We start from the raw sequence: 13,913 nt of genomic DNA, 5'->3' as shown, positions 1-13,913 counted from the left end.
AAAGGAGTAGAAAAATTGGAAAGTCTACGAATATATCTATGAAAGGGTGAACAAATATGAGATGGCTGAAGTACCTATTAATTTTCATCATAGGCAGTTTATGTGTCATGTCCAATCCAATTCAGGCTTCTGCTGAATCGAAGGTTCAATTGCAGGTAGAGCCAGGTTGGAATGGAGAATACAAAGGAGAATTTATTCCAGTCAAAGTTCGTGTCACCAGTCAAGGTGGAGAAGTTGAAGGACAACTGATGGTTCAACCACCCAAACTAGTTCAATCTGAACCATCACCAACTACACAACAAAAAGAAAGTATTAAAGTACCTTCAGGTTCAACGAAAGAAGTTGTCTTATACATTCCAAGGGCTGCGGCGTTCCCAACCACTCAGATTGTATGGGTGGAGAATGACAAGGTTGTTCAATCAGTAAAAATGGGGGGGCGTCAGCTAGGAGAGACAGATTTAGCTATTGGGTATTTGAGTGATAACCCAAATGATGCTTCTGTTTGGAATCAGATGTTTGCTTCAAGTAATAGTGATGTTCGTGTATATACATATCCAATCCAAGTAAAGGATTTACCCATTCAGTCTCGTGGGCTTTCTGGATTTGATACCATCGTAATTAACCGTTTAACTTCTGAAAGCATTTCCCCGAAACAGATGGAAGCACTTCAATTATGGGTGGCAAATGGTGGAAAGCTAGTGTTGAGTGGAAGTAACTCATCTGAATTGATTCGAGGGTTTTCCTCTATTCTTCCAGTTCAAGATATTCAATCTGGAACTCAACTAAAAAACCTTCAATCATTAAATCAATGGGGAGCTCCCCCAGCTGGACAAATAGAGGTAAAAGGGAGCCGTTTGAAAAAAGGGAGTAGCACTTTACTCCAAACTGAGGGGATTCCTCTCATCGCTCAAGGGAAATTCGATCAAGGTAAAGTATATTTTGCAAGCTATGATCTATTAGCAGAACCTATGAAACAATGGTCTGGTTATGAAAAAATCTGGTCTCACCAACTCATTTCACTAGATATGAAACAGGATGATTACGAGGGGCGAAACGAATTTATTCGAGGGGGAGCTGGTTTACTGAATCAGTCGTTTATAGAATTTGATAACTATCCAACTCCCTCCATCGGGGTCATTGTGATTGTTTTTGTTATTTATTTGATTTTAGGTCCAATCATCTATTGGGTGTTATCTCGAAAACGAAAACATGAATGGATGTGGGTAGCTGTTCCTATCGTCAGCATTATTTTTGCCACTGGCTTTCTGATCTATGGACAATGGATTCATGGTCAAGATGTGTTGATCAACACGATTGGCTATATAGAGGTAGAGAATGGAGAGCAAGCTACAGTAAGGGCAGCGTCGGCAATAGTTTCACAAGAAGAGGGAGATTATTCAGTTGTAGCTGATAATGGGTTTATCTGGAATCGAAACATTGGCGAATATGGACTTCGTAAAGAACTAGAAAGTACGGTTAGCTTTCAAAACAAGCCCAAGATTACATTTCAAAACGTTCCTCAATGGAGTACGAGAAACTTATATACTGAGTCCATTAAAAAGATGAATGGAACTTTGACAGGAAGTATACAAATCACGGATCAAGGAAGTAAAGGGACTGTGACCAACCAAACAGATTTATTGATGGAAGATGTTAAAGTTATGGTTGGTGATCAAACGTTACCGATTGGAAATCTTAAGCCTGGTGAATCAAAGCCTTTTTCATCTAATATACCAATTCAAATGGTAACTCCTAACTCTCAGCCTCCATTTGTGATGGGGGAAGAAATGTCATTAAAAAAGATAATGTTATATGATAAACAAGACGAACTCTCTACCATCTCGATGATTGATGTAGTTGGATTTACTAGAGAGAATTTAATCAAATTAGAAGTTGAGAATCAAACCATCGAGCAATCGAGTCTGTTTCTAGTCAATGGCAAGATGGATATTCAACCTATGTCAGATGGAACCTTAAAAGCTCCGTTTGGAGTGATTGACTCGTCAATTATTCATTCCACAGTTCCTTATCAAATGTTTACTGGAAGTGGAATTTATATAGAAAGCTCAGGAACATTTACTTTTGAATTTGATTTAAGTGAGTGGAATATCAAAGAGCTTTCGGAGTTAAGTATTCAACCTATACGTAGTGATCTAGAAGTTTATGATTGGGTACATCAACAATGGGTAGGTCTTAAAACCCCCAATCTAGAAAAAATCGCTCTTTCCCCTGACCAAAAAATTCAGATTCGAGTGAAAGGCGATGCAAATGTAGAAGTTGAAAAACCAACCATTCAAGTTCGAGGGAGGGTGAGCCAATGATTCGGACAGAGAATCTTTGTAAGTCGTATGGACAGATGAAAGCACTCAAAAATTTGAATTTAACCATTGAGTCTGGAACTGTTTTTGGCTTTATCGGTCCAAATGGTGCGGGAAAGTCAACAACGATGCAGATCTTATCCACTCTTCTTCAGCCTACTTCAGGAAAAGCTTGGGTAGGTGGTTATGATGTGATGAAAGAGCAAAAAGATGTTCGCAGGATTATTGGATATATGCCAGACTTCTTTGGAGTGTATGACAATTTGACTGCGTTGGAGTATTTGGACTTTTATGCCGGCTGTTATGGAGTTGAAAAAGAAGCTAGGAAAAAAATATCACTGGAACTGTTAGAGCTTGTCAATTTAGCTGACAAACGAGACTCTTATGTGGATGAATTATCACGGGGAATGAAACAGCGTTTAGGATTGGCGAGATCCCTTGTTCATGATCCGCAGCTTCTTATTTTAGATGAACCTGCATCAGGATTAGATCCACGTGCTCGGATTGAGTTCCGAGAGATATTAAAAGAGTTACGCAGTATGGGTAAAACAATCATGATCAGTTCGCATATTTTACCTGAACTCTCCGGCTTATGTGACACCATTGGGGTTATGGAACATGGCGAGTTGATCGCTTTCGGATCGGTCGATGAAATCGCAGATCAAGCAAGACAACAGGGTCGGGAAATAGAAATCAAGGTGTTGAAAGAGATTGATCAGGCAACAGAAGTACTCGAGAGCTTAGGAAAAGTTCTTTCAGTGAATGAAGAAACTGGTCAGATCTCTTTCCAAGTTAAAGGGAAAGAAGAGCAGCTTGCAGAGATTTTACAACAGTTAATTCAGCATCAAGTACCTGTGATTGGATTTCATGAAGTTCAAGTAGATATGGAAGATGTATTTTTACAAGTGACGAAAGGGTATCAGGAGGTGAGTCCAGATGAACAAGCTACTACTGAATTGGCTGAATAATCCAGTCCTATTAAAAGAATATCAATGGCGGATGAGAACCAGAAAAACACCTTGGATTTTGTTTTTCTATTTACTCATTACAGGTGGAATTCTTATATCCATGGTGGCATTATCACACTTTTTGGAGCGTGGGGTCAAAGGTCCTGAGGATTCACTAATTATGTTTATCGGATTATGTGTGGTACAAATTATTGTGGTTGCTTTTGTAGTGCCTGGAATTACCTCTGGATTGATCAGCGGCGAACGTGAACGACAAACATTACCTGTTTTATTAACAACGAATCTCACGTCTAGTCAAATTGTTGTTAGTAAATGGCTTGCTGCACTTAGTTTTATGTTACTGTTGTTTTTTTCTTCACTTCCCTTGTACATGGTCATTTATCAATATGGTGGAGTTTCTATGATCTATATCGTTAAGGTAGTTCTCCATCTGTTTGTTACAATGATTTTTTTGGGAAGCTTAGGGGTTTTCTACTCTGCTCTGTTTAAGAGATCAGGCTTGGCTACGATCCTTTCCTATATCACTGTTGCAGTTCTTGGGATTGGGATTATTATTGTTTATTTTATGATGGTGGAGTTTTCTAGATTATGGATAGACCCTAATCAAATGACTGTCATAGGGTTTGGTAAAACAATGGAAACCATTGGTGAAGTGATTGCTTCGCTCCATCCGGTTTTGTCCATTTCATATGTGTTTCCTAACACTCAATTTAATTTCTTAGGTAGAGAAAATGATATAAATATGTATTGGGTTTACATCTTGGTTTATACTCTTCTATCCAGCCTTTTAGTCATAGGAAGTGTCTATTTTATGGCTCCTAACCGTTTTCAATGGTTTAAAAAAAGAGGTAAACCAAAAACTCAAGAGGCGAAGGATTCATGAGAAAAGAACAATTACCAGACTGGGCTTCAATGATGAAGCCTGGTCGTCATCGCTACTGGTTACAGCGTTGTTGGCTATGGCTCAAAAGAGGAAGTTTATTAGGTTTGGGGTTAGCTTGTGGCGTGTTATTACTTGCCCGAGTGATTCCTTTGGCTACTCCTGAACAGATTGCGATGATTAGTTTAGGAGTTTGTTGCTTGTTAGGTGTGTTGATTGGTATCTATCATCGACCCACTTGGAAAGAAACAGCTCGTTTATTAGATGAACGTTTGGAGTTGCAGGATCGCCTTAGTACCTCCTGGGAGATGAAAGATCAGAGTGGTTCGATCATTTCCTTACAACGTGATGATGCACTAACCCGATTGAGAGCCAAAATGCCACAACTCCCTCAATATTTTCCGATCGATTGGGGTTCCAAAAAAGATTTAGTCTTGCTTAGTACTACAATCCCACTCATTTTGCTTTTGCTTTGGTTTCCTAATCCCTTAACAGAACAAGCAAAGCAACAAGCTATGGTGAAAAATCAGATTGATAAACAAAAGGAAGAAGTTGAAAAACAAGTAGAGGCATTGGATCAGACTAAAGAGGTAGATCCAGCACAAAAGGAAAAGTTGAAAAAGGAATTAAAGGAACTTGCTGACCAATTGAAAGAGGCAAAAACATTGGAAGATGCGGCAAGTGAAATTGCTAAAAGTGAAGAAAAGTTAAATCAATTAAAGCTGGCTTCGGAAAAAGAACAAGAATCGCTTACAAATATGATTGATGAGTGGGAGAAACAGCAGGCTTTGGCTCCACTCGCTAAAGCTGTAACTGAACAAGGGAATCAGTTATCACCTGAGCAAGTGGCAAAAGCGTTAGAAGCTCTTTCTCCAGAACAGCAGAATGAGTTAAGCAAACAGTTAGCCCAACAAAGTAAACAGTGGGGTCAATCCTCACAAGCTTCAACACAAAGTGTGGCTCAGCAACTTCAGCAAGCGGCTACTCAGTTGTCATCTCAATCTTCTGGAGCATCTCAATCGCTGAGTCAGGCTCTACAAGGGATGGCAAATGCAAATCAGCAAATGCTTGCAATGCAAGGTTCGATTACCCAGTCTCAAACAACCTTGCAAATGGCTAAACAGCGGTTAACCACTCCTACCCAAGTGGCTCAAGGTCAAGGCCAAGGACAAGGCCAAGGACAAGGCCAAGGTCAAGGACAAGGCCAAGGTCAAGGCCAAGGTCAAGGACAAGGCCAAGGACAAGGCCAAGGTCAAGGCCAAGGCCAAGGTCAAGGTCAAGGACAAGGTCAAGGCCAAGGACAAGGCCAAGGCCAAGGTCAAGGCCAAGGTCAAGGACAAGGTCAAGGACAAGGTTCTGGGATAGGTAAGGGGGTTGGTCAAGGTCAAGGAAGTAGAGATGTTTTAGTGCCTTGGGATCGATTGAATGGAAGTGGATCACAAGATGGCATAGGTGGACCAGTGGGAGATGTCAATGAGCAATGGGATCCTTCGATGAATGCCGTTCCCGGTGTGAGTCGTCCTTACGAGGAAGTGTTCGCTCAATATGAAGAAGATGTAAGAAAGGCCATGGATCGTGGGGAATTGTCTGTTAAATGGCAACAGTTGGTACGTGATTACTTTTCGTCGTTAGAACCGTAAAAGATGAGGGGGAATAGATGTGACAACAGAAGTAGAGTTCAAAGAGAAATGGGAAGAACAATTAGAGATCATTGATCAAGTTCGCTCCTCAATCTCACAGATCATGATAGGACAGAAAAATGTGATCGAGCAAGTATGGATTGCGATCTTGGCGGGCGGTCATGCTTTGCTAGAAGGGGTTCCAGGTCTTGGGAAAACATTGTTGGTACGAACCATTTCACAGAGTTTAGATTTAAGTTTTTCGCGAATTCAATTTACTCCTGACTTGATGCCAGCAGATATCGTGGGAACCCAGATGATCACCACTGATGAAAATGGGAGAAATACATTTCGTTTTCAACCAGGACCGATCTTTGGGAATTTAGTGCTTGCCGATGAGATTAATCGGGCTACTCCCAAAACACAGAGTGCTTTACTAGAAGCGATGCAGGAGCATACCGTTACAGTTGCAGGAGAAACGAGACCCTTGCCCAAGCCTTTTTTTGTTTTGGCAACCCAGAACCCATTGGAAATGGAAGGAACCTATGTACTTCCTGAAGCTCAATTAGACCGTTTTTTATTTAAAATTGTAGTTGATTTTCCCACTGAAGAGGAGTTAAAACTGATTGTCACAAGTACTTCGACCAATAAAAAGATAGAGCTAAAGCCGATCACAGATGGAACCATCTTATTAGAAATGCAAAAGATGATTCGTGATTTACTCGTTTCAGATGAAGTTGTTGAAGAGGCTGTCAAACTTTTAATGATGACTCATCCCACTCATTCAACTGCACCTGAATCGGTTCGCCAATATGTTCGAGCGGGTGCAGGTCCGCGTGGCGTACAGGCACTGATTCAGACTGCTAAAGCTAGAGCTTTTTTACATCGTCGTTTCAATGTATCTAGAGAAGACATTGAAGCAGTTGCTCCTTCTGTTTTCCGGCACCGAATTTTACGGAATTTTGAGGCGGAAGCTGTAGGGATGACGACGGATCAGTTGTTAAGTGAGATTCTCTCAGAGTGGAAAAAAGGGAGTCTACAATAACCAATGATGAAACAAAATGGGACAGGGCAGAATGGACTCTCCATTTTTGAACCTCAATTTTTAGCGCGGTTAGAGCGATTGAAGCTCGTGTCACGGCAAATGGTTCGTGGGGTTCGGACAGGTTCTCGTCGCTCTAATATGTTGGGAAGTTCCTTGGAATTTGCGGATTACCGTTCCTATTACCCAGGTGATGATTTAAGGCAATTGGATTGGCTTGCCTATGCACGATTAGGTAAATGGTTTTTAAAGACTTTTTTAGATGAGCGGGAGACTGATATTAGTCTCTATATTGATGTAAGTCGTTCCATGGGTTGGGGCGATGGAGAAAAAGGAAAAATGGCCGTTCAGTTAGCGGCTGCATTAGGTTATCTAGGTCTTCATCATGCGGATCGTGTAGGAGCCTATTCATTTGATCGGCAAATTAGAAGAAACTTGCCATCTCAACAAGGTCGTGGGGGAATGATGCGTTTATTCCAGTTTCTACAATCTCTTTCTTTTCAGGAGGAAGGGGATCTGAATGAAGCATTAGGAACAGCGAAGGCGATCCCAAGACGACCTGGAATGTCTATTATTTTTACAGATGGTCTCTCCCCCTCTGGATATGAACGAGGGCTTGCTTATTTACAAGGAGCCAGACAGCAAGTGAGTCTGGTTCATATCACTTCGAAAGAGGAACGATCTCCCAGTTTAAAGGGTGAACTGAGGCTGATTGATTGCGAAACACAGATGGAAAAGCAAGTTTCCATCTCTTCGTGGGTACTTCGTCGTTATGAGGAAACTGCAGAAGCATACGCTCGCCAAATGGAGGAGTGGTGCTTTCGTAGAGGGATAATCTATATTCCTGTTGCAGCTGAGGATTCCATAGAAACTGTAGTTTTTACTATTTTACAACGATCAGGGCTTGTACGCTCGTAGGATTAAGGGGGTGATCGATTGCAGTGGATGCAGCCTTTATTTTTCACCTTAGCAGCTTTAGTGATCCCAGCGATTATCATTTTGTATCTGTTAAAGCGCAAATATCAAGATCAGACCATCTCCAGTACACTTCTCTGGAATCAAGTGTTGGATCAGCTGGAAGCCAATCGTCCTTGGCAAAAGTTATGGCGACATTTGTTGTTGTGGTTGCAATTGTTAGCAGCCATACTGATGATATTTGCTTTAACCCGTCCATTCATTGTGACGGATGGTTTAAAAGCTCCTCATACAGTATTATTGATCGATGTATCAGGGAGTATGCAAACCATTGAACAAGATCCAAAGACGCGTTTGGATTTGGCAAAAGAAAAAGCCCTTCAATTCATCGACCAGATGAATGCTGAACAAGCAATGACTTTGGTTGCTCTTGGTGAACAACCCAATGTTCTGGTTTCTCAAAGTACAGATCAGTCTTTGTTAAAAAAGAAAATTAAGGAGATGGAGGGTGAATATAGGGAGAGTGATCTTCATGGTGGGCTTGCACTTTCCCAAGCACTCACCTCTAAACATCCTTCGTCAGAAATCATTTTAATTGGTGATGGAGCGAATGTTCCTGCTGAACTTACATTTCGTCCTCATCGATTCATTCAAGTGGGAACCCATAAAGAAAATATAGCGATCGGTTCATTTACTGTTACGGAAAAAGGAAATAAATATGATGCGTTTGCTCGGTTAGATCATTTAGGAGATAAAAAGAGTGAAGTAATGGTTTATTTATATAATGACAAAGAACAAATGTTGGATACACAACTTGTTCAACTGGCAGGAAGAGAAACGAAGGTGGTTCGATGGAATCAGCTTCCCCACTCGACCTATTATCGTGTATCGATCTCTTCCCCTAATGACCATTTAGCTTTAGACAATGAAAGATTTGCCTTTTCAAATCGAAATGAACAACGAGAAGCCATTGTGATCGGCAGTGAAAATCTCTTTTTATTCAAAGCTTTACAACTAGATGAAAGAACCCAGGTGACACGAGCAGAACAAGTTCCTACAAAAGGAAATCATGAAATGTCAACCTTAATGATAGAAGGAGCCCAGAAGCAATTACCTCCAAGCTATCCATTGGTCCTTCTAAATCCTCAATTGAAAGAATTTCAGCTCACTGGAAAAGCTTCGATTAGTGGGAACGTGCAATTAGATTCCACACATCCAATGATGAAAGAGGTTCCCTTGAAGCAGATGCATGCGTTAGAGGTGAAAAAGATGAAGCCACCTTCATGGGCCAAAGTCATTGTAAGGTCGGGTGATGTACCACTGATCCTAGCGGGTGAAGAACAGGGAAGACGAGTAGTTATTTTCACCTTTGATTTGCAAAAATCAGATTTACCCTTACAGCCAGGCTTTCCGATTCTCATCCAGCAAATGATGAGTTGGTTACAACCTACCACTGAGCACATGGGAATCCATGCAGAAGCAGGGGAAGTTGTTCAGTTACCTGTTTCACCAGGTAAGGGTGAAATCAAGCTGGTTCATAATGATCAATCGATTTCTTATTCCACCGAAGGAAAGAACAGTTCACTCACACTACCAAACCAAACTGGTTTATTTAAAGTAGAAGAGAAAGAAGCGATGACAGGGAAAAATCTTTGGATAGCAAGCTCTTTCCCACTCGCAGAATCGTCGATTCAACCACAGTCTATACCTACTCGCCCACTATCCGATGACTCTGTTCCAGAGAAGGGAATCACGGAGTTATGGTGGTGGATCGCTTGGTTAATCTTGATTGTGGTTGGATTGGAATGGATGGTGTATCGCCGTGGCTATTAGTTGGTCTCACCCATGGTTCCTCATTTTACTCTTGCCCCTTGGCTGGATCTTATGGACATGGTGGAAAACAGAACAACGGGTTGACCCTTTTAAGAAAAAAATGATTTTAATAGCTAGAGGCTTAATTTTTCTATTGATCGTTTCGATTATCGCTCAGACTAAGCTTGTTTTTCCGGTCCTTCATCCATCAACAGTATTTGTTGTTGACCGATCTGCATCGATTCAAGATCCTGATGGTTCGATTGCCTTGATGAATGAGGCGTTAAAGGAAAAACATCCTGATGAATCGATTGCGGTGATCTCTGTTGGAGCTTCTCCGATGGTTGAACAGACGCTTGATCCAACGATAAAGGTTGACCCCTTTTTATCAGTAGTGAATAAACATGCCACAGATCTTGCGGCGGGGTTACGTCTGGCGGGAGGGATCCTTCCTGATCATTCCCGGGGAAGAGTGGTTGTATTAACAGATGGACAAGAAACACAAGGATCTGCTGAAAAGGAAGCAAAAATTCTTAAAGACCGTGGAATTCAAGTCGATGTATTTTCCCTTGCTTCTCAGTCAGGACCTGAGGTTCTTATCAAAGAATTAGATGTTCCCAAGCGATTATTTGTTCAAGAGCAAGCAGATTTACAAGTACAAATTCAATCCAATGTTGAAACAAAGGGAAAATTGCGCCTATTTGAAAATGATCGGGTTCTTGAAGAGAAACAAGTGGAAATTCATAAGGGTGAAAATAGACACTCATTTACAGTACAAGTCAAAGAAAGTGGTTTTTTGCGTTACCGTGTTGAGTTAGAAGCTGAACAGGATACGATTTCCTATAATAATCAGGTCTTTGGCTTTAGCCAAGTGGAAGGGGCTCCCAAGGTATTAGTTGTTGAGGGACAACCAGGAGAAGGGAAAAATTTGATTCATGCTTTACAGACAACAGGTGTACAGGTAGATCTTTTGTCAGTTCAAGGACTTCCAGAAACCTTAGATGCTTATAAGCAGTATGCTTCCATCGTCTTGGTGAACACACCTGCTTTTTACTTTCCAGAAAATAAAATGGAGCTCATTCGAACCGCTGTCCAAGATCTTGGTGTAGGTCTTGTAGCTACTGGAGGAGAAGAAGGATATGCCTTAGGTGGGTGGTTTAAAACTCCAATTGAAGAAGCACTCCCTGTTCATTCGGAGCTCAAAGATAAAAAGCGAATCCCATCACTAGGGCTAATGATTGTCGTTGATAAATCTGGGAGCATGCATGGACAAAAGATCTCTCTATCCAAGGAAGCTGCGATCCGTGCTACTGAATTGCTCACTCCACAAGACCAGATTGGGGTTCTCGCATTTGATGGTGAAAATTCGTGGGTCGTTAAACCGCAACATGTTGAGAATTTAAATGAAATTCAAGGACTGATTGGATCCATTCCTGCAAATGGTGGAACCAATATCTATCCTGCACTTCAAGAAGGTTATCAACATTTAAAAAAGATGAATGTGAAACGGAAACACATGATTTTGCTCACAGATGGTCAATCACATGATGGACAGTATCAAGCATTGGCAGAACAGATGAAAAAGGAAGGAATCACTCTATCTACCATTGCTGTTGGAGCTGATGCCGATCAAAATTTATTAAAATCTCTTTCAACATGGGCAGATGGTAGATACTATTTTGCCTCTAATCCGAGTACGATTCCGACGATTTTTACCAAAGAAACCTCCGTTGCTACACGCGGTTATATTATGGATGAGCCATTTACACCTAAATGGACAGGTGGTTCCGACTGGTATCAACAGACCAAAGCAGTCCCACCTCTACGGGCTTATGTAGCTACTTCTCCAAAGCAAACGGCTGAAGTTGTCATGGCAAGCCCTTATCCAGACCCCATCTTGGCACGTTGGCAATATGGATTGGGTCGGACGGTTGCATGGACCAGCGACGTAAATGGTAAGTGGTCTAAACCGTGGGTTGAATGGGGGAACTTCCCAAGATTTTGGAACCAAGTGATCAGTTGGACGTTTCCCCAATATGAAACAAGTGGATTAACAGTAACGAATCAAAGGGAAGGGAATACTGTTCATGTTACCGCTGAAGGGAATCCTGAACAATTTGGTTCCTATGATGCGATCCAACTCACTCTTATTGATGAGAAGTTACAAAAGAAAGAGTTGGTGGCAAAAGCGATTTCGCCTGGGAAGTTTTCGACCCAATTTATCGCTGATCAACCTGGAACCTATTTATTACAAGCTAAACATAAAGAGAAACCTTTAGGTACCTATGGAATTGCCATTTCTTATTCACCTGAATATGGGCTTCATAGTGGAACCAAAGAGAAACTAGAAGGCATTGCTCAACAAGGCGGAGGGATTCTACTCTCTGATCTGAAAGATGTTTTTGCTCAAACACCTCCGAGTCGTTGGGATGATCAGGATATCTCTATTTATTTACTATTGCTTTTGACATTGATCTGGCCCATAGAGATTGCGATTCGAAGACTATCAATGAATCGAGAAGATTGGTTACGTGTTAAAGCATGGATCAATCGTTTCTTTCAGAGAGCAAAACCAGCAAAAGAAGAGAGCTATTCCGAGAATCTCTCCCAAATTCAAAACAGATCTCGATCAGCGATTCAACAGCGAATTCAACAAAAATCTTCACATAAAAATGTTTCTGTAGAAGCTTTGCGAGTACAAAAGCAAGAAAAAGGATTTTCGCCGAAGTCCAATCAAAAAACAACAAATGAAACAGTAAAAGAGAAAACTTCGACCTCGAAAAACAAACCAGTTGAAAAGAAAGAGGCATCTTCTACAGAAACACATCTTTCACGATTGTTGGCAGCAAAGAGGAAGCGTGATCGATTCGATTCAAATCACAAGGGTTAAAAAATTTGGAAAATATGATGTTTGAATGTGACTAGAACGTGCTAATAGAATAAAGATAGATGAGAAGGTCTCCGAAAAGGAGACTTTCTTTTATGGTTAATCTTACATCAAAGAGGGTATGAAAAAATGATCATACGGAAAAGAGAAAATGAATGGGTTTTAATTAAACAATATGATCACTCTTTATGCTCGGGAGCTTTTGCTTCCCATCTGTCCCTCCCTTTTCAACAAAGAGAGACAACGATCTGGGCGATTGCTGAACATGATCGATGCTGGACAGAGTTGGACGAGCACCCCAAATGGGACTTAGAGACCCATGAACCGTACTCTTTTATCAATTATCCACTAGAAGAAAAGTTAGTTGCGTACACAAAGGGAATTACACAAATGGCGAGCGCAGATTCTTTTGCTGGGTATATCGTCAGTAAACATTTTGCTACCTTTTTTAAAGATGCTACAGATGATCAGGGGATTCAATTTTTATTACAAGAACAACAACGACAACAACAGTTACGCCCCTTCATCGAGATGGATGATCAGGAACTCGTCAAATATTGTCAAATTCTCAAGTTATGTGATGATCTTTCTCTATTCCTTTGTCTAAATGAACCAGGTATCAATGAACATCCATGGTATCAGGAGGGGCTTCTATTTGCTGAGATGAAAATAAAGTGGCAATGGAAAAATCGGAATCATCTCCTTTTAAATGCACCATTACTTTCACAACCGTTTGAGGTTAGCATTCCCTATCAGGTTTTTGATTTGACTGGGTTGAAAAAGGATGAGGACGTATTTCAATTTACAATTGAAAATGGATGATAACTTTTCGATGAGGTTCTAAAGTATTCAAATATGGCGTTAAATACTATATTGGAAGGGGAACCGCAGTGAGAGTTACTGGTGTGAATCATATCACCCTTCGTGTGAGTTCACTTAAAAAAAGCCTTCCTTTTTATTGTGACATTTTAGGAATGAAATTGATCCATCAAGGGAAGAAAGATGTTTATCTTGAATGGGGGCATGTGTGGATCTGTTTATTGGAAAAAGAAAAAAGCATTTCTTTTCCACCAGAGAGTTGTGGAATTGATCATGTTGCATTTTCTATCTTAGAACCTGATTTTATGAAAGCGGTCAAAACACTTCAACAACATCAGATTTCTCTAGTTCGTGAACCCGTTTTGAGAGGAGGAGGTTGGTCCGTTCAGTTTAAGGACCCTGATGAGATCATGTTAGAGCTATTTACAGGAAGTTTAGCTGAACGAATGAAGGATTGGAAATAACATATGTAATTGATCAACCATGAAACGACTGCTTTTAATTTGCAGTCGTTTCATGGTTTTAGATTCATAGCTTCGAAATATTCACGATCGGGATTTAATGTTTCAGGCAAATAATGTTGTGCTATTCCTTGGCAGAACCCTTCGATGAATAAAAAGTTTAACTCTGTATAAGAAGTTTTTATGTTTTTA

General features: G+C 40.7%; 10 protein-coding genes. All 10 read left to right on the top strand.

Features of this window, described 5'->3' with window-relative positions; translation table 11 throughout:
* Positions 1-56: 56 nt before the first annotated feature.
* Entirely contained in the window at positions 57-2,321 is a 2,265-nt protein-coding gene (locus tag EDD58_RS03025; protein ID WP_131923347.1) for a DUF7408 domain-containing protein, read from the top strand.
* On the top strand, positions 2,318-3,286 hold the full coding sequence (locus EDD58_RS03020) for an ABC transporter ATP-binding protein (protein ID WP_131923346.1): 969 nt from the start codon (positions 2,318-2,320) through the stop codon (positions 3,284-3,286). Before EDD58_RS03025 ends, EDD58_RS03020 begins: the two co-directional genes overlap by 4 nt.
* A complete protein-coding gene (locus EDD58_RS03015; protein WP_131923345.1) occupies positions 3,255-4,169 on the top strand; it encodes an ABC transporter permease in 915 nt (304 codons plus the stop codon). The genes EDD58_RS03020 and EDD58_RS03015 overlap by 32 nt, the downstream gene beginning before the upstream one ends.
* Entirely contained in the window at positions 4,166-5,806 is a 1,641-nt protein-coding gene (locus EDD58_RS14740) for a hypothetical protein (RefSeq protein WP_165875769.1), read from the top strand. Before EDD58_RS03015 ends, EDD58_RS14740 begins: the two co-directional genes overlap by 4 nt.
* Positions 5,807-5,825: 19 nt before the next feature.
* Positions 5,826-6,830, top strand: a complete 1,005-nt coding sequence (locus EDD58_RS03005) for an AAA family ATPase (RefSeq protein ID WP_131923344.1) — start codon at positions 5,826-5,828, stop codon at positions 6,828-6,830.
* 6 nt (positions 6,831-6,836) lie between these two features.
* Positions 6,837-7,745: a DUF58 domain-containing protein gene (locus EDD58_RS03000; RefSeq protein ID WP_131923343.1), complete on the top strand. Its 909-nt coding sequence runs from the start codon at positions 6,837-6,839 to the stop codon at positions 7,743-7,745.
* A gap of 27 nt (positions 7,746-7,772) precedes the next feature.
* The gene (locus EDD58_RS02995) at positions 7,773-9,575 is read left to right on the top strand and encodes a VWA domain-containing protein (protein WP_243648641.1); all 1,803 of its coding nucleotides are present in this window, start codon (positions 7,773-7,775) and stop codon (positions 9,573-9,575) included.
* Positions 9,565-12,444, top strand: coding sequence for a VWA domain-containing protein (locus EDD58_RS02990; RefSeq protein ID WP_131923341.1), 2,880 nt, complete (start codon positions 9,565-9,567; stop codon positions 12,442-12,444). The genes EDD58_RS02995 and EDD58_RS02990 overlap by 11 nt, the downstream gene beginning before the upstream one ends.
* Positions 12,445-12,570: 126 nt before the next feature.
* Positions 12,571-13,263, top strand: coding sequence for a DUF3891 family protein (locus EDD58_RS02985; RefSeq protein WP_131923340.1), 693 nt, complete (start codon positions 12,571-12,573; stop codon positions 13,261-13,263).
* Positions 13,264-13,331: 68 nt separating this feature from the next.
* On the top strand, positions 13,332-13,724 hold the full coding sequence (locus EDD58_RS02980) for a VOC family protein (protein WP_131923339.1): 393 nt from the start codon (positions 13,332-13,334) through the stop codon (positions 13,722-13,724).
* Positions 13,725-13,913 lie beyond the last annotated feature (189 nt).

The sequence above is a fragment of the Hazenella coriacea genome (assembly GCF_004341825.1).
Classification (GTDB): domain Bacteria; phylum Bacillota; class Bacilli; order Thermoactinomycetales; family Thermoactinomycetaceae; genus Hazenella; species Hazenella coriacea.
The sequence above is the reverse complement of the archived record's forward strand: the minus strand, read 5'-3'. Positions and strand labels throughout refer to the sequence as shown.